The organism is Aliiglaciecola sp. LCG003 (genome assembly GCF_030316135.1).
Classification (GTDB): Bacteria; Pseudomonadota; Gammaproteobacteria; order Enterobacterales; family Alteromonadaceae; genus Aliiglaciecola.
The window spans coordinates 2269317-2289156 of record NZ_CP128185.1; the positions used below are offsets into that span (position 1 = coordinate 2269317).

Annotated in this window: 11 protein-coding genes; all 11 read right to left on the minus strand. The window is 41.8% G+C overall.

The window, feature by feature from the left end:
* Window positions 1-106: 106 nt before the first annotated feature.
* Window positions 107-697: a cell division protein ZapC domain-containing protein gene (locus tag QR722_RS09725; protein ID WP_286282631.1), complete on the minus strand. Its 591-nt coding sequence runs from the start codon at window positions 695-697 to the stop codon at window positions 107-109.
* Between the two features lie 2 nt (window positions 698-699).
* The gene (gene pyrD / locus QR722_RS09730; protein WP_286282632.1) at window positions 700-1710 is read right to left on the minus strand and encodes a quinone-dependent dihydroorotate dehydrogenase; all 1011 of its coding nucleotides are present in this window, start codon (window positions 1708-1710) and stop codon (window positions 700-702) included.
* Window positions 1711-1768: 58 nt separating this feature from the next.
* Window positions 1769-6607 carry an NAD-glutamate dehydrogenase gene (locus QR722_RS09735; protein ID WP_286287635.1) on the minus strand — a complete coding sequence of 1613 codons (4839 nt, stop codon included), beginning with the start codon at window positions 6605-6607 and terminating at the stop codon, window positions 1769-1771.
* A 251-nt stretch (window positions 6608-6858) separates the two neighbouring features.
* Window positions 6859-9174 carry an efflux RND transporter permease subunit gene (locus QR722_RS09740; RefSeq protein WP_286282633.1) on the minus strand — a complete coding sequence of 772 codons (2316 nt, stop codon included), beginning with the start codon at window positions 9172-9174 and terminating at the stop codon, window positions 6859-6861.
* A complete protein-coding gene (locus tag QR722_RS09745) occupies window positions 9171-10202 on the minus strand; it encodes a YCF48-related protein (protein ID WP_286282634.1) in 1032 nt (343 codons plus the stop codon). The genes QR722_RS09740 and QR722_RS09745 overlap by 4 nt, the downstream gene beginning before the upstream one ends.
* A 55-nt stretch (window positions 10203-10257) precedes the next feature.
* The gene (locus QR722_RS09750) at window positions 10258-11622 is read right to left on the minus strand and encodes a DUF1329 domain-containing protein (protein WP_502872466.1); all 1365 of its coding nucleotides are present in this window, start codon (window positions 11620-11622) and stop codon (window positions 10258-10260) included.
* Window positions 11623-11638: 16 nt separating this feature from the next.
* The gene (locus tag QR722_RS09755) at window positions 11639-13717 is read right to left on the minus strand and encodes a DUF1302 domain-containing protein (RefSeq protein WP_286282636.1); all 2079 of its coding nucleotides are present in this window, start codon (window positions 13715-13717) and stop codon (window positions 11639-11641) included.
* 182 nt (window positions 13718-13899) lie between these two features.
* Entirely contained in the window at window positions 13900-14121 is a 222-nt protein-coding gene (locus tag QR722_RS09760; RefSeq protein WP_286282637.1) for a DUF2835 family protein, read from the minus strand.
* Window positions 14122-14226: 105 nt separating this feature from the next.
* Entirely contained in the window at window positions 14227-16827 is a 2601-nt protein-coding gene (gene pepN, locus QR722_RS09765; RefSeq protein WP_286282638.1) for an aminopeptidase N, read from the minus strand.
* A 77-nt stretch (window positions 16828-16904) separates the two neighbouring features.
* Window positions 16905-18392 carry a Na+/H+ antiporter NhaC gene (nhaC, locus tag QR722_RS09770; protein ID WP_286282639.1) on the minus strand — a complete coding sequence of 496 codons (1488 nt, stop codon included), beginning with the start codon at window positions 18390-18392 and terminating at the stop codon, window positions 16905-16907.
* Window positions 18393-18404: 12 nt separating this feature from the next.
* Window positions 18405-19742 (minus strand): sodium-dependent transporter, encoded by a 1338-nt coding sequence (locus QR722_RS09775; RefSeq protein WP_286282640.1) that lies wholly within the window; start codon window positions 19740-19742, stop codon window positions 18405-18407.
* Between the last annotated feature and the right edge of the window lie 98 nt (window positions 19743-19840).

Below are 19840 nucleotides of genomic sequence, written 5' to 3' on the forward strand. Positions count from 1 at the left end.
AAACCCTCCAGCTTGAATGCTTGCCAGTAAAATTGGCGATGAAGCATGCTGAGGTTTAAGGTTTAGTTAGCTTAAAAAGGTAAATATAGTGGTCTAATATAACCAACTAATACATGCTATTTACCTTGGTAACTGAAGTCTGACTATTTAGCGCGTCTTCGTACTGACCTTCCTCTTCATTTTCGCCAAGTTGATCAAAGGCTAGTAATCGATCGGATAATACGCTAAGCAAAGAAAACTGTGGGTGTATTTTATGATCAGATGTCACAAACTGTTCAGAAAGATTCATACACAATACAGTATCTCCTTTACGTTCCAAGGTCATAACCAAATATGTTTCTTGATTATGACTTATCCAAGCTAGCTGCTGTTGGTCGTCTATTAAACAAAGATTCTGTTTAGTATAAAGCCAACTCTTATTCAGCACAGGCTTATGAAAACAGCGGGCTGCGGATGCATTTATGGCAATTTGCATCTTGATTGAATCATCAAATGGCACGCCACTTTCATCTAGTGCATCGATACACTGGATAAAATAATCTGAATGTTCAATATCAAAAAACAAACCGTCAGGAGATACCTTGAGCTGGGATACTTGATAGGCCGTTTGGAAGGTTAAACCTGCATCTAATTCAACCAACAAACTACTTGATGCTTGATCAATAAACCATTTCCACTTTCCACTTGGTAATAGCATTTTTAATTGAGTCCATCGACAATTTGCTTAATTAACCTTGGCCCTTTATAAATCAAACTAGAGTATATTTGCACCAAACTGGCGCCGGCCTGTAATCGAGCGTTAGCAGTATGGCTGGAATCAATACCGCCCACGCCAATGATTGGCATTGCTTTGTCTAACGCTTTGGCTAACACTTGAGTGACGTGCAAACTTTTATCCGTTAACACTGCCCCGCTTAACCCACCGGCCTCCTCAGCATGAGGTAAACCCACAACCTGGCTTCTATCCAAGGTTGTATTGGTGGCAATCACACCATCCATTTCAGCTTTACATAAGGAATGCGCAATCCCAATCACTTCTTGGTCCGTTAGATCAGGGGCGATCTTAACAACGATAGGCACATATTTACCGTATTTATCGACTAAAATCTGTTGTTCTGCTTTTAATCCATGCAGCAAGTTTTCCAAAGCCTCGCCATATTGTAAGGCACGTAAGCCTGGAGTATTAGGAGACGAAATATTAACCGTAATATAACTAGCATGTTGATAGACTTTTCGTAAGCAAATTAAGTAGTCGTCCAACGCATTGGCTTCTTCAGTTTGCTTATTTTTACCTATATTGATGCCCAACACTCCAGAGTATTCCGACTGTTTGACCTGTTCTACCAAATAATCCACGCCTTTGTTGTTGAAGCCCATACGATTAATGATTGCCTGAGCTTGTGGAAGGCGGAACATCCTGGGTTTATCATTTCCTGCTTGAGCTAGCGGCGTTACAGTGCCGATTTCAATAAAGCCAAATCCCATAGCGGCAAAAGCATCAATACATTCGCCATTTTTGTCCAAACCAGCGGCCAGACCTACTGGATTGCGAAACTGAATACCCAAGCACTGTGTTGGGTGGTCCGGTACATCTTGTTTGTAGGTTAAATTCAGCATATTGTGCTGAGTTTTTTTCAACCAGTTTAGCGTGAAATCATGGCTCCATTCTGGATCACAATGGAAAAGTGCTTTTTGTGCGACTGAATACATGCTTTACCTCAAACAAAAAAGCCCTGGAATCCAGGGCTTTAAAACAGTTAATTGATGGCTAAATACTGGCGTTAATACTCAGCAACATCAGTTCTCTAAGCGCCACAGAAAATTTCGCAAATTCGTGTGTACTGCTCGTTCTAAACTCGGACATCATATGATACCAGCGATCTAGCAATATGGTATTGTTCTCCATCCAATTAGTTAGAATTTCTTCTGCATCTTCACACTCTGGTGCACCAACCAACAAAACCGTAGCCAAAGAACGCTGTTGCCAATCCAACTCTTCGCGATAAGAAGCACGTGCCAATGCCTGCCAATGATTGCTGACAGTTTGGTTGTTGATTTGATCTAAGAACCAATGCAATTCTAGTTTTGAGCCCAGTTTAAAATACAAACTAGCCGTAACCGCAATTTTACGCTTTTCAGTCATGGCAATTTGTGCCAAATCTAAACAGCAGAACATATTACTCAAACTCGCAACACGATAAGCAATATTTTGAGGTACGCCTTTTTTAACAAAATTAGATGTGCTTTGCTCTAATTGTTGGTATTCAGAATCAACTAAATACTTCTCTAGATTTTTATCTAAATCATCAAAGGTTGGTAAATACAACTCTACAGCATCTGCGATAGGTAAGTTTTTCTCACCATGGCGCAAGAACCAACGAGATGCCCTGCGCATAGTTCGACGCATACGGTCCAGCATATCCAGTTGAGTCTTGGCAGACACTTTATTATCTAAATCTTCAATTTCATTCCACAAACTATCCAGACCAAAAACAGCTTTAACCACTGAATAGGCTGTGGCGACTTCGTCTACTGAAGCGCCGGTTTCCTCTTGCATACGGAATACGAAGTTTAGCCCCATATCATTAACCATATTATTGGTTAACTTAGTGGCTATGATTTCACCTCGCAGTGGGTGGTATTCCATTTGTGGCACAAAACGTTGCTGCAATACTTTAGGAAATGCACTCACCAACAGTTTCTCATGATAGGGATTACTAGTAATCTGCTCTATATTCAAACGCTGTTTAAGCACCATTTTGCCATAGGCGATCAGTACTGAAAGTTCCGGTCTTGTCAGGCCTTTACCCGATGCTAAGCGATCAGATAATTCGTCATCTGATGGAATAAATTCAAGTTCGCGATTTAACGCCCCTTCTCTTTCAAGTCCGTGAATAAAGCGAAGTTGTTCTTTCAATAACGCCGGACCACCTAATTCCGTAATCGAGATAGACTGGGTCTGACGGTAACAATCTTGAATGACCAGCTCAGCAACATCATCGGTCATGGAGTAAAGTAACTCATTGCGTTGTTTACTGGTTAAGTCACCGGCATTTACCAACGCGTTCAATAGGATTTTAATGTTAACTTCATTGTCTGAACAATCTACACCGCCTACGTTATCAATGAAGTCAGTATTAACACGACCACCATTAGCTGCATATTCAATTCGACCTAGTTGAGTTAAGCCAAGATTACCGCCCTCACCGACTATTTTAGCGCGAACGTCTTTACCATTAACCCGTAAATCATCGTTAGCACGATCACCTACATCAGAATGAGTTTCTTTACTACCTTTGACATAAGTCCCAATGCCCCCATTCCAAATCAAATCAACAGGCATTTTCAAAACATTATGAATTAGCTCATTTGGTGGCATACTGGCTTGGGTCGTGCCCAACCATTTTTTCATTTCACTGGTCAATTTGATAGATTTGGCTGACCGGTTAAACACGCCGCCGCCTTTAGAGATAAGCTTCTTGTCGTAATCATCCCAAGATAGTGATGGGTTTTCGAACAAGCGCTGACGTTCAGCATACGATGCTTCAGTATCAGGGTCTGGGTCGAAGAAGATATGTAAATGGTTGAAAGCACAAATCAAGCGTGTTCGCTGCGACAATAACATGCCGTTGCCAAATACATCGCCCGCCATGTCACCAATGGCAACACAGGTAAAGTCAGTGGTTTGACAATCTATATCAATTTCACGGAAATGACGTTTAACGGACTCCCAAGCACCACGGGCAGTAATGCCCATTTTCTTGTGGTCATAACCAATGCTGCCACCAGATGCGAATGCATCGCCCAGCCAGAAATTAAATTCCTCTGAGATACCATTCGCAATATCAGAAAAAGTAGCAGTACCTTTATCGGCAGCAACCACCAAATAGGGATCATCTTCGTCTAATCTTACTACATCTTTTGGCGGCACAATCTGGCCATCGACAATATTATCTGTGATATCCAACAAACTGCGGATAAAGATCCGATAGCAGGCCTGTCCTTCCTTTTGGATCGCATCGCGACCTTGGTCTGTAGGCAGGTTTTTACAAACAAAACCACCTTTTGCGCCCACAGGCACGATCACCGTATTTTTCACTTGCTGAGCTTTGACCAAGCCAAGTACTTCGGTACGGAAATCTTCACGACGGTCAGACCAACGTAACCCACCACGTGCCACCTTACCACCGCGTAAATGCACACCTTCGATCCGGGGTGAATAAACAAATATTTCAAATTTTGGCATAGGTAGTGGCATATCCGGAATAAGTTCGGGTAGCAACTTAAAGGACATATACGGCTTTTCGTTGCCATTCTCGTCAGGCTGATAAAAATTAGTTCGTAACGTTGCTAAAATCATGTCTAAGTAACGACGAATAATTCTATCGTCGTCAAGGTTAGATACTTGATCTAAACGTTTTTTTACATCCGCAAGCAAGTCTTCAACTTTCTTTTCACTGCGTTTTTTCTTAGGGTCGAACTTATTGGCAAATAGTTCAATAAGCTGTTTGGCTATTTGCGGGTAGTTGGCCAAAGTGTTGGCCATATATGTCAAACTAAATGAACTGCCTGTCTGGCGCATATACTTTGCGTAAGCACGCAATATGGTAACATTTCTACCGGTTAAGCCAGCCCCTAACACTAAGCGATTGAAGGGGTCATCTTCTAACAGGTTATGCCATACTTTTGCGAATGCATCTTGGAAAAGCGCTTGCGCAGTTTCCATATTCAGGTTCTGACTGTTGCTGTGCAACATCGAGAAGTCCATGATCCAATTTTTTTCGCCTTCACTACAGGTAATTTTGTATGGACTCTCATCAATAACACGCAAACCAAAATGTTCCAACATGGGTAAAACTGCGGACAAATGTATCGGTTCATCGCGATGGAACAATTTGAGTTTAACCGCCTTAGAATCGGGCCCCTCTTCTTGGGGACGATAAAACAGCATATCTAAGGTATGCTCTTCGTTAAGCTGTTCAAGCTTTTCAATATCTACTAAAGCTGCACTTGGCAGATTTTGCTCGGAATAACTGCGTGAGAATCCGTTGTCATATTTTTGTTCTAACGCTTTACCTGCCGCTTCGCCATAAGTCGCGCGGATTGAAGCAGCCAGACGGTCATTCCAACTTTTAGTTAACTCGATGATGTTCTTCTCAATATCCTTCACATTCAAATCCGCATTGTTGTCTTTGACTCTCGCGATATAATGAGTACGTGCATATACCGACTCGGAGAAATAGGTTGTGAATTCAACCTGTTCTTGGCTATCTAAGGATTTTTGTAATAGCTCTTGGGTTTCTTTACGTAACTGGGTGTTATAACGCTCGCGAGGCACATACACCATACAAGATACGAAACGGCCAAAGGCATCTTTACGAACGAACAGTCGAGATATGCCACGTTCTTGCATTTGAAAAATGCCTAGTACGATTTGACCCAACTCTTCTTCACTGGCTTGAAGCAACTCATCGCGAGGATAAGTCTCAATAATATTTAAAAATGCTTTATAAGCATGAGAGCCTTTATCGAATCCTGATTGCTCACAAATCCGTTCTATCTTGCCGCGTAATACCGGAAGCTGGGTTGCACTGCTGTTATAAAATGATGCGGAATAGAGACCTAGAAAACGGTCTTCACCGATCACATTTCCCGTTTCATCAAACCGTTTCACGCCAATATAATCCATATAAGCAGGACGATGAACCCGGGCCCGCGAATTGGTTTTGGTTAACATTAATGGATTTTTACTCAACGCCTCTTTTTGCGCTGAAAGGGGCATATTTGACAACAACCGCTCACGATCACTAATCGAGTTTTTCATCAAACCAAGGCTGGTTTCATTGCGAGGAGACCAACGATGATGACCTTCTATGGCCTTGACGTCGTAGTAGCGGTAACCCATTAACGTGAAGTTATGATCATTGAGCCAAACTAAAAACTGTTTGGCTTGCTCGATTTTGACTTTATTGCCTGGGTAATGAGCGGAATCAAAGTCTTCAATCAAACTTGTTAGTCTATCTCGCATGGGTTGCCAATCTGAAACGGCAAGTGATACTTCACCCACCACAGAAAGCAATTCGCTAGCTAACTGGTTTAATGCTTTCTTGTTGGTTTGACGGTCCACTTCGATTAAAAATACCGTTTCTTTGGTTTGCTGTTTAGCACGGCTATTTTTATCTAAGAATTGCAGTAACTCGCCTTTCTCATCACGTTTTAGTTTAATCGGACTGTGAAGTAACAAATGCGCAGTGATGTTCAAACGGTTTAAGGTCATTCGAACAGAATCTACCAAAAATGGCATATCACTTACTATAATTTCAACTATGGTGTGGGATGATTGCCACCCATGCCTAGATATCTCTGGATTGAATACTCGGATCTTCGGTTGGCTTGCATCATATTTCACAAACTCATTCCAAAGACTCAAGGTCGCACCGTACAGATCACTGTCGTTACGATTTTCTAAATCATCAATTGAAATATTTTTAAATAGGAGTCGAGAAAACTGCTCTACTAAATCTGCTTGCTGTTTATCGACTTTCTTTTTAATTAACTTATAAACGTTTTCTAGCAGAACCGAATGTTGACTATTGGCAACCGTCATTTGTTTACCTTGTAATGAAAATGGCATGAGGTAATGGCCTCACACTTAACCAGACTATGTATAGACTAGTCAAAAGACTGAGATATATACAGTTTTAGTGTATATGTAAGGTTATTTTCGCTAATAATTGAGAGCTTTGAAAGGAATAATTTAACTAACAATTTACAAGTACTATAAATATGCAACAAATAGTATTAAAAAAGGGCCAAAAGGCCCTTTTTTACATTTAAATTTAAATACTTATGCAGTAATTATTTTTGCTTGCGCCAAAAAACGGCGGCTAAAGCAGGTAAAACTACTATAGCGCCGAGCATATTGACCACAAACATAAAGGTCAGCAGTATGCCCATGTCCATTTGAAACTTAAGGGACGAGAACACCCAAGTACTGACACCAACCGCTAAAGTCACACCAGTAAAGAGTACCGCACTACCACGCTCTTTAAGGGCTTCAAAATACGCCTGACGCACAGCCATACCGGATTTAAGTTTAATATTCATAGTGGATAGAATGTAAATACCATAATCAACCCCAATACCCACACCTAATGCAATTACCGGCAAGGTCGAAACCGTAAGCCCGATTTGCAAGTAAGTCATTAATGCTTGAGCCAAGACCGAAACCACATAAAGAGGTATGACAACGGCTAAGGTAGCCCGTAATGAACGGAAACTAATTAAACATAAAATAATCACCGCACCGAATACATATAACATCATCGGATCTTGAGCCGCTTCAACCGCCTCATTTTTAGCCGCCATTACGCCTACAGGACCAGAGGCTAGCTTAAAATGCAGATCATCCGTCTGGTATTGTTGACGGAACATTTTCACTGCATCTACGACACGATTAATGGTTTCAGCTTTGTGATCTTCCATAAACAAGATGATCGGCATTACCGAACAATTCCCATTTAACAAACCAGAAGAGGTCGGGACTTGGGCAATAGCTTGGACCATAGTTTGCTGATTACGAGGCAGAACACGCCACTTAGGATTACCTTCGTTATAACCTGCATTAACTAGCTTAGCCACTGAGGCCAAACTAACCGCTGACTGCACACCTTGCACATTACTCATCTTCCACTGAAGCTCATCAATGGCAGTCATAACCTCATAGGAAGTACAAGATTCAGGAGTGGTTTCCACTAAGATGGATAAATAATCCACACTGATAGCATACTTATCGGTAATCAAGAAAGTGTCTTGATTGTATCGGCTAGTCTCATGCAGCGCAGGCGCCCCGGCATGTAAATCGCCAATTTTCATTTGTTTTGACTGCATCCAACCAAACACAAACAACACCGCAGTAATCGCTAAAATAATATAGGCAACTTTAGGGGTTGAACAATGCGCAATAGTGTTCCAGAAACCATCTGAGCGAGCTTCTTTACCTTTAAACTTGTTCTTATATTTGTCACTGAAATTTACAAATGACATCAATACAGGTAGTAAAATCAAGTTTGTCAAAATGATAACTGCCACACCTAAACTCGCGGTAATAGCGAGCTCACGGATAATACCGATATCAATGACCAACAAGGTCATGAAACCTACCGTATCCGACAATAACGCAATACCGCCTGGAATTAACAAAGTACGGAAAGCCGATTCTGCCGCCAATTGTGAAGATGCACCCTCAACTACCCGTTTGCCAACGGCGTTTATCATCTGTACCCCATGGCTGACACCTATGGCAAACACCAGAAATGGCACTAAAATTGACATTGGATCTAACCCAAAGCCTAAAATAGTTAACAAACCTAGTTGCCAAACAACCGCTACCACTGAACACAATAGCGGCAGCACAGTGAGCATGATGGACTTAGAGAAGAAGTACACCATGATTGCAGTAATAGCCAGCGCAACGGCAAAAAACAAGACGACATCTTTCGCGCCATTGGCGACATCACCAATCATTTTTGCAAAACCAATAATATGAATACTGGTATTGTCATTTTCGAACTTGCCACGCAGTTGCGTCTCTAAATTATCCGCAAGCACTAGGGTGTCTAATTTCTCTCCCGTGGCCGGATCAATATTTAACAATTGTGCAGAGACCATGGCGCACTTGAAATCGTCTGAAACCAAACGGCCAACAATGCCGGCTTTATCAATATTTTGAGAAACTAATGCTAGATCGTCTGGGTCGGCTGAATTGAAATCAGCAGGAATAACCGGACCACCTGAAAAGCCCCCTTCAACGATTTCGGTAAAACGGGTAGAAGAAGAATAAAGAGATTTAACCAGCGAACGTTCTACCCCATTGATAAAAAACAATTGGTCATGGACATTTTTCAAGGTATCAAAAAATTCAGTATTGAATATGTCACTGTCTTTATCGCACACTGAAACCAAAATACTATTTGCACCGCCAAAATCTTTGGCGTGCTTCATGTAATTCACCATGTATTCATGGTTCAGCGGAATGTTTTTGGTGAAACCCGCATCGAGCTTGAGCAGCGAAGATTGGTAACCAAGGAAAATGGTCGTAAGGACAAAAAGCAAAACCACCACAATTCGATTTCGAAAAATGGCATTTACACACAAATCGATAAACTTATTCATAGATTGACGCTTGTCCTTTCACATACTGATTGTTGCTTGTCTAGCGCTAGATGTTTGATACCCACAGCGGAGGCTAACATTAATTGGTTGTCCATTTTTAATGCAGCATTTATGGCTTTACCATCATCGATATGTGATTTGGTGACGTCACCATTCATCACACATACCATGTAACCTGCATTTCCTAGGGTAACAAAACTCCCATCTTGCAAGGCAATGATGGTATTTAGCGAAGAAGTGATACCGGAATTAATTATTTGCCATTCCTGAGAATCTTTTTCCAATATAAAAATATGGCCGCGCAACCCAACCGCTACGACATCACCATTGGATAAACCAGCAACATCAAAAAATGAACCGTAATAATCTACATCCATTCTCTGCCAACTCACCCCCCGGTCGGCGCTACTGGCCAATAAACCAGATTCACCTGCTAGATAAAGCATGTCATCCACTTGGGTAACTTTATTCAAATGGGGCATAATCGAACCCAATTCAGCCTGATAGAAAGCTTCGTCTTCTAAACGAATTTCATCTAGATAAAGCACATCCTCAGGGTCAAGCAATTCACTATGAACTTCTTTATTCCAACTTTCACCACTGTCCTTTGTGCGGAAAAAAGTGCCATATGCCCCCACTGCGATTCCTTCTTGATTGTCAAAGAACAATACATCTAACAATGGTTTTTCAGATTCAGGGGAAAACATTTGCACTTGCCAATTTTGGTCATTGGCAGCTTGATGAAGAATAATGGCATCATGACCTACAGCCCAAGATTGTTGTCCGTAAGAGGCAACAGCTGTCAAGGTAGATAAAGTAGGAACTGTTTTCTGAGTCCAGCTTAATCCATCGACTGAATCCAAGACATGGCCTCTTTCACCCACCACTATATAGTGAGTATCATTGCGAGTGATGTCGAGTAACAGTGATTCTTTAGCCAGAGGGGCTAAGTAAGATTCTTCAGGAAAACCTGACATTGAAGTCAGGCTGACTAGGGTCATTAAAGTAATAAAATTTATTCGTTTCATATTCTTCTTTTGGGCATTAAACAAAAACGGCTGGCATTGCCAACCGTTTCGGGTGTTAGCGGATGCCTTCTCGTCGCAGCGCTTGAGCAGTAAATTCTTTATCAGTTGGTTTAATTGAAAAATCATAAACTTTATCTTCATTATCTAACCCTAAGGCTAGGTAACGACGAGAATTTAAATCATGGTATACGTCAAGCGTAGACCATTGTGTAGGAACCTCGTAGTAATTTATTCCGTATGCTAGAGCAACTTTGTATAAATCACCACGATTATCATACATATCGGCTACTTGAATTTGCCAGCTATCTTCGTCAATGAAAAATACACGTTTTTGATAAACATGGCGTAGGCCTTCTTTAAGATTCGCCTCTACTACCCAAACACGGTGTTTCTCGAAACGAGTCAGATCTGGATTGATGTGACCCGGTTGCAAGATATCTGCATACTTTACATTATCACTATGCAATGCGTAGTTGTTATACGCGATGTACAGCTCTTGCTTACCTTTTAGAGTCCAATTATAGCGGTCTGGTGCTCCGTTAAACATATCGAAGTCATCTGTTGTACGAAGGCCATCAGACGCAGTTCCTGGTGCATCATAAGCAATGTTCGGTGCGCGTCTTACCCGACGTTGACCGGTATTATAAGTCCAAGCTTGACGTGGCTCACGAACTTGATCCATGGTTTCATGTACCAACAAAGCTGTACCTGCTAAGCGCGCTGGAGAAGTAATAGATTGCTTAAATTTCATCAAAATATTTTCTTCCAATAGCGCTTCTGGAGTAGCATCTCTATTTGAATATTTCACCATTAATACTTCATCAAAATCGATTACATTGTAATCACCTGATGCAGTAGGAGCTGCTTGGCCGCCGTTACGTTGAATCGCTTCTCCGCGATAACGCAGTATATGGTTCCAAATCGCCTCCACACCATTTTGTGGAATTGGGAAAGGAACACCTATCGCAGCATTTTTAATTCCGTTTCCACCTTGAATCAATTCCGCTCTTGTAGCGTTAGCCACAGTCGCGTCATAAACGAAACCAGGATTCGATGCACTTCGACGAGACTGATATATAGGCATTTTATAAGTATCAGGGTAAGTCTCAAACATTTTGGTTTGCCCAGCACTTAGGAATTGCGCATATTCTTTGTAATTTTGCGCCGTGATAGTAAATAACACTTTATCATCTGGATATGGATTTGGGTGGAAATCTCCTGGCTTATAGCCTGCTGGCAGTGTAGTAATACCACCTGTCCAAGCCGGGATACTGCCATCAGCATTACCTGCTTTTTCAGCGCCAAGTGGGGTCAATGAATCACCCAACTTAGCCGCTTCATCTTCAGAAACCTTAGCTTGTGCAAATGACACACTTAATGCCAATGCAATTGCTGAGGATGTAATCACTAATTTCTTCATCATAATTGCTGCTCTCTTAAATCGAATATTTTAAATTGAATGACACAAAGTCACGATCTGAAAGGGCATTTGAATTGCCTGCACCACCCCAGAAACTGCTATAAGCAACAGAAGCTGACATTTTGCTCAGGTAATCGAATTCAAAAGAAATATTTGCCGACTTTCGATCTTCCAAAAATAGAAACAATGGGTCTGGTGTAGTGCCGTTTACGTCGTGTGCAAAAGTTGCACGGGTACGTAAATTAACACCTGAGAATACGTTGTTAAAATCTGCAACGGCTAATAATCTGTATCCCCATGCATTTTCAGTTGGGAATGGGTTTGTTTCCGGTCCATCAGACAAACCTATATGCAATCCCTCTCTAGTTGAGATAATAGTACCATCTGCATCACGCAACGGTTCTAATGATGGGGTTCTAGATGTGCCCGGTCCATTTAAACGAATAACACTAGGGTCAGGGAAATCAGCGATATTGATAAAGCCCACTTCACCTAATAAGATAAAGTTATCGGTACCAAATGCAGGTCCAAAAACATGAGTTGCAGTAAATTGAGCCTGTACGGTATCTGATAACAAATAACCCTGAGCCGTTTCACCCGGACCTACAGAACGACCAATATTGCCCATTTGCGAAATGCCAGCAAAATCAGGGCGAATGCCTGCATTTGCTAACTGTTCAGGCATTGCGGTGTACAGCAATTCAACATCATCGATTTGCAAAGGTTCATCTACACGATAAGCAATTTCACCCGCAAAAGCGGTTTCGCCAATGTTTGTGTTGAAACTGAAGCCATACAATTTCAAGTCTTCTGGGTAATAAAATTGTGATTCTGTAAAGGCTTGTAAATCAGTTACGTTGTCGCGATCAATGGTGTTGCTTGCCAAATAGGCTAAGTCACGCTGAATACCTGCAGTAGTAAAGTCAGAAGTCATACCTGAAATCAACGGACGCTGGCTGTGATAATTAATGTGATACAAACTAAATTCAGTGTCATTCAATTCAGATGAATAGTACGACATTTTGATACCGTATTGTCCCTGATCATCTGCATCAACATGAGCGGCATCGCTATATCCACGAATGGCAACCTTAGTAGGATAAGCAAGGTAAGCTGCACTAATTTGAGTTGCGTCTGCACCTGCTCGTAAAGCGTCACCTAAACCATTTAAGCTTGTTAACAAGAAATCAAGGTCAATATCTGGGTTTCCAGTAAAGCCTAGCTGTACGTTTTGGGCTTGACCACCCTCTCCTGCGAAATCATTTGTTGCGAAATAACTTCCCGCTTGAGGTAAACGACTGCGTTCCCACTCATATTGGTAGTACATGGATAGACTTAAATTATCCGTCAATCCGAATGACGCAAAGACCATTCCCACAGGAATAAAGACTTCTTTTAATTCCGCACCTGGGGCTTGAGAACGGGTTACATCCACTGGGTTAGTCGTATTGATACCATGTTGGATAAAGGTACTTTCTCCCCAACTAACAACCTGGTCACCGATTCTGAGTGTGACTGGTACATTACCAAGATCAAAATCTGCGTAGAAAAATGCATCTAACAAACGGATATCAGAACACAACTCTTCAGAGGCAGTATCACTATCACAGGGATCCTGAGTCTTGCCGGTAATGGGGTTAGTCCAATCACGCTCACCGTCTTTTAATTCAAAATCATAGAAATACAAACCACGTGCGAAGAAGCCCATGTTTTTATACTTAATATCTAACTCATGAGTACCTTTGAATACGGTAGAAAATGCTTTACCTTTATCGAAATTAAGGTCACCTAAGTCACCGTTGGTCGAATAGGCACCATTGGCATTATCCCAAACATCACGAGATGTATAAATCGGATTAGTTGCAGCGTTGTAACCAGTCCAATCAAAATTTGGGTGGTTACTGTTGCCGATTAGTGAGAAATCTCTTTCCTCAACTCGAATACTGGTTCCCAATGAAAAACTTGAATCAAAATTGACAGACAAGTCTCCTTTTTCCCAGGAAGCCGCAAATGATGAGCTAGCAGCTAAAGACGCTATAGCAGCAATACTCAGAGCAAGCGGTGACTTTTTAAACGTCAAAGGTCCACACTTCATACTTAAATTCTCCCACGTCAGTTTGGCATCACGCCTGACGACCGTTAATAAATAGCAAATTATTCACAAAATCATTACATCATTTTGATACGATAGCAAGAAGAAATCGTACCAGTTGCGTGCATCTAAACCTTTTTATTTTTCAACAGTTTAAATTTTAAACAAGGTTCACTGGCATGTATTTAACTGATTTTTTCAAATGAATGGACTTTGTTTTCAGCTGTAATTATAAGCCTAAAGCGACCAATTAACCCGAGTCGAGTAACAAATGGACGTAGATTTACCGTTGGCAACTGGACTCGCTCACCATTCTCAGCGACGAGGACAACTGCATTTGAACCTGCCAAATAAAGCTTCTCACACTTATCGTAAGAAGCACTTAGGTTGAAATAATAGGTTTTCATTGATGAATTTAACCTGAACAGGGGTTAACTGATAATTCATATAACCCCATGAGTTATATAGATCATTTTAATACCGCAAAGGGAGCAAATAAACATCACCGTGGTTTAATGATAACTTAAGCTTTTACTGACTTTTTCGTACACATCCTTGCTTAGGGATTGAGTATCCAGTAAACGCAATAATTGTAGTTTCATCAATTCGGCTCTCGTCTCATCCAATTTATGCCATTGGGTAAGAGGCGTAACAATTCTGGCCGCAACTTGCGGGTTAATACTGTCTAACTTTAACAAATAATCTGTCACATATTTATAACCACTACCGTCAAGCCTATGGAAGCCTTGGGGATTATAAAAAGCAAAAGTACCCACAACAGAACGAACTCGATTTGGATTATTTATCGTATAATTTTGGTGACTGGTAAGTAAGTCTAGCCGGGCTAAAATATCTTTGTTCTGTGCCCCTGCATGCAGTGCAAACCACTTATCTAATACTAGAGGGTCTTGCGACCATTTCTGCTCAAATTCTGCAGACAAGCTTTCAAAGTTCGTTAAGCAGGCTTGCTGAGCTGCTTTTAATGCTCCCAAAGTATCTGTCATATTATCGGCATCCACAAACTGATTTTTGACCCAGTCTTCCCCTTTTGAGGTTTTAGCTAAATAATGCAAAGACAGATTTTTAATTTTGCGGCTGTTTACTTGTTCAGCAGAATAAATATAGCTTTGCTGATCTTGTTGTTGATACATAGCGAGCCACAAAGGCTCAAAGCTAACGGCTAACTCTAGCTCTAAAGTCTGCCTAGCCTGACACAATTCATCGACAAAATATTTTGGCACTTGCTGGACTAAAGTTTCTACGCTAGGCAGGGTTAGCATCTCAGCTAGCAAAGCGAGATCGTCCTGCTCGTTTGTGAGCAAGTGCTCGACTAGCTTTGCGATGTCTTCACGTTGCACATCGATCAAAGGAGTAATAGAGCCTATCGGGGTTAAAGAGTGTATATAGTGACTGTAAAGTTGTGTGGCGGCATCCCATCGTGAATATCCATCTTGGCTATGAAGTGCGATATCAAATAGACTGGTTGCTGTATGTGGAAAATTTAATTTAACCGGAGCAGAGAATCCAGCCAGTAGGGAAACCGCTGGTTTACTGGTCACATTGTTCTTAACTAACGTTTGTTTGGCCGACTTAAGATTAAACAATTCAATAGCAGATTCAGTTGAGTCTTGGCCACTGATGAATTCTAATTTTATCGGAATTTGTAAATCGGATTTTTCGGCCTGATCAGCCGTAGGGAGTGTGCGCTGTTCAAAGATTAAGGTTAAGGTTTGTTGCAACTCGTCAAAATGTTCCTCGACAGTTACCACAGGTGTACCCGATTGAGAGTACCATAGTTTAAATTGGGATAAATCAACGCTATTAGCGTCTTGCATCGCATTGACAAAATCATCGCAGGTTACGGCTTGACCATCATGACGTTTGAAATACATATCCATACCACGCCTGAACCCCTCCTGACCCAGTAAGGTATGCAGCATACGAATGACTTCTGAGCCCTTATCATAAACGGTAACTGTATAGAAATTATTCATTTCAATGACTTCATCCGGACGAATTGGATGAGACATTGCACTGGCATCTTCGGCAAACTGATGTTCTTTGATCACTTTGACATTCTTAATGCGATTAACCACAGGAGAACTCATGTCGCCACTGAATTGTTGATCGCGAAAAACGGTTAAGCCCTCTTTTAAGCTTAATTGAAACCAATCGCGACAGGTTACGCGATTGCCCGTCCAGTTATGGAAATATTCATGGGCAATTACAGACTCAATATTGAAGTAATCTTCATCAGTGGCGGTATCGCTATTGGCTAATACATACTTACTGTTAAAAACATTTAGGCCCTTATTTTCCATCGCGCCCATATTGAAAAAATCCACCGCCACTATCATGTAAATATCCAAATCGTATTCCAGACCGAAGACTTTTTCGTCCCAACGCATTGCTCGTTTAAGAGATTCTAGTGCGTGATGCCCCCGCTCTTTCTTGCCTTCATCAACATACAACTGTAATGCGACGGTTCGACCACTTAGCGTTTCAAATTGATCTTCAAGCAAATCAAATTTACCCGCAACCAGTGCAAACAAGTAACAAGGTTTTTTGAACGGGTCGTGCCACTTCACCCAGTGAGTAGCTTCATCCAAATCACCGCTATCTACCTGATTACCGTTGGACAACAAGTAGGGGTAAAGTGTTTTATTCGCAAAAATCACCACAGTGTATTCAGACAGTACATCAGGCCTATCTAAGAAGTAGGTGATTTTCCGAAAGCCTTCGGCTTCACATTGACTACAATAAGCCCCTGAGGCTTTATATAAGCCCTCTAAACTGCTATTAGCCGCGGGGTCTATCTCAGTGAAGATTTCGAGTATAAACTCATCAGGAACCGATTCAATTGTCAGTTGGGTATCCGTTTGCTGGTATCCATCAATGGATTTTCCATTCAATTTAACTTCAATCAACTGTAACGACTCACCATCAAGTATCAAAGGTTGAGAGTGCTGACCATTGCGTTTAATTCGCAGTTTACTTTTTACTCGAGTGACATCTGATTCGATATTGAAAGACAGATCCACTGTCGGAATAAGAAAATCTGGTACGCGATAATCTAGGCGACGCTTAACTTGCATAGAATTTGAAGTGGTCATATGAGGCCTCTAAAGATTGGCTGATGAAGAATTATGACGAAAAAGGCACATCAACATGGATGTGCCGTATTAAACAATTAAGATTTGACGGCTTGTTCCGTCGCGTAGGCTGGCGGAGTAATACGTAAAATTTTAATTCCAAGAAAGGCATATATGATGGCCAAGACCGGATTTATCAAGTTAAACAATGCATAAACAGCATAATCTAGTGCACTGACACCCAGTACTCCGCCCATATAGGCACCACATGTGTTCCACGGAATTAACGGAGAGGTTAACGTGCCCCCATCTTCTAAACTTCGTGATAAATTAAGTTGGTGTAAGCCCCGTTTCTCGAACTCTTCTTTGTACATGCGTCCTGGCATGACAATCGACATATATTGATCCGCTGTAATAATATTGGTCGCAAAACAGGTTAAAATAGTACGGGTAATCATGTCCCCTGCAGAGCTTACGCCATATAAGATAGCGCTCACAATACGTTTCAATAAGCCGACACGCTCTAACACTGCTCCAAAGGTCATGGCGCACATAATTAACCAAATGGTATTTAGCATGCTGGACATACCGCCGCGACTGAGTAACTTGTTTAACTCTTCACTTGGCGTATTAAAAGCCACACCATCATATAAAGCGGTCCAGACTACTGTGATACTGGCTAACACCCCTTCTCGGCCATGTGTTGCTAAAGATGCGACGACCTCAGGTTGAAAAATGGCTGCCCAGATCCCGCCTGACAAAGCACCGATTGAAACGGCAGGGAAAGCCGGTACTTTTTTGACCGCCAACACCAGTAAAATCGCCAAAGGGATCAACATATGCCAGCCGAGGTTAAATTCTTCACCCAACATAGTTTGCATTTCAACTATACGGTTAGAAGACGCTTGCTGTGCTGAATTGAAGCCCAAGAAGGTAAATATGATTAGACTCAATAATATACTTGGAATAGTCGTCCATAACATATATTGAATATGCTCAAATAAGTCGGTTCCGGCCACTGCGGGAGCTAGGTTAGTGGTTTCAGACAAAGGCGATATTTTATCGCCAAAGTAAGCCCCAGACACTACCGCACCTGCTGTTATGGCCTCAGACATGCCCATGCCATTAGCCACCCCCATCAAGGCTACCCCTACGGTGGCTGCGGTGGTCCAAGAACTACCAATACTCATTGCAATAATGGCGCATATCAAACAGGTAGCGGCATAAAATAACGATGGATTTAACAGCTCAAGACCGTAAAAAATCAGGGTAGGCACTGTACCTGAAAGCATCCACGCCCCAATCAAGGCACCTACAGCCAGAAGGATCAGCAGTGCACCTAACGACAGTGAAATACCTTTAACAATACCTTGCTCTATTTCCTTCCAGGTATATCCATTCTTTATCCCTACTCCAGCAGCAATAAACATAGCCAACAAAAGGGCTATTTGATTTGGCCCGTAAGAGGAGTCTTCCCCGTAAAGTGCGACCGATGAGCTTAATAGCCCTATTAGAATGATAATTGGTATGAGCGCATCCCAAATAGATGCGTCTTTGGTAGTTGGCTTCGAATTATTCGTGTCCATTAATTACTCTTTTTATAGGGCGACAGAACGGTAAAACATGATGATGATGATCACCGGGCATACAAACTTTACGTACCAAGGCCATATTTTCCAAAATAAGCCATGTTCCGCGCCTTCATTTCCATGTTTGAGCTCAGCCAAAATTGCATCTCTGCGCCACACCCAACCAACGAATATACATAATACTAAACCAAGTAGAGGTTGGCTGTATTTGGTAGTTAGCATGATCACTAAACCGAATAATTCAGCCATATTAATTGCAATTACACTGCTAATGATGAAAACAGACAGGGTTAATAACCACACGGCTCTTTTGCGTCCAACACCTTTACTTTCTACCACATAGGCGACAGGCACTTCGAGCATTGAGATAGAAGATGTGAGCGCGGCTATGACCATTAACGCAAAAAAAGCACAAGCTACGAAGACACCAATCACGCCCATTGAATCGAACAAGGCGGGTAATACGGTAAAGATTAAGCTATCGCCTTCGATCAATGCACCGGATTCAGAAAAAATTTGCACTCCGTTATGCAGTGCGACGTACATTGCCGGAATTATTAACATCCCAGCCAGTATAGCGACACCAATGTCAACTAAAGCTACATATGCACCCAGCGCGGGTAAGTTTTCTTTCTTGCTCACGTAGGATCCGTATACCAACATGGTACCTACCCCCAATGACATAGAGAAAAATGCCTGACCCATGGCACTTATTAGTAAAGACGGCTCCATGATGCGGGAAAAATCAGGGACTAAATAGGCCTTCCATCCCTCGACGGCACCATCTTGCATGGAGACATAGCCAATTAGTAACAAGACAATGATCACTAAGGTTGGCATTAATCGAACCGACCAACGTTCTATGCCTTTGCTGACGCCGCCAGTAACGATTCCAGCGGTAAGGGATAAAAATACCCCACAGAAAATAATATCCCGTGTTTGCGATGGCGCCGTTAACCAATCAGATACAACCGTCAAACCAGCCATCGATGACAAGGTTTGTAGAAAGTATGCAAGCATCCATCCTGCAACCAATGAATAAAAAGCTAGAATGAGCGAAACAGTGATAAAGCCCCAGATACCTGTTGCTCGACCGACTTTACTTCCAGAGATTTGACCTAAAGCATCTACCATGTTGGAACGAGTCGCACGGCCAATAATGAGCTCGGCCATTAATACAGGGTAAGCAAGTACGAAAGCGAGGATGATGTATACCAACACAAACGCTGCCCCCCCGTTACTGGCGACCTGAGTTGGAAAACCCCATATATTGCCTAATCCGACTGCAGAACCAGCAGCCGCTAGGATAAAGCCTATTCGTGAAGAGAACTCTCCGCGTGAATTCATGAACTACCCTTTTTTTATTATTTTATTGGTATGATCAATCTGTCATTGATCGGTACTGCATCTTATCCTATTTGAGGAGATGTAAAAAAGGGCTATTA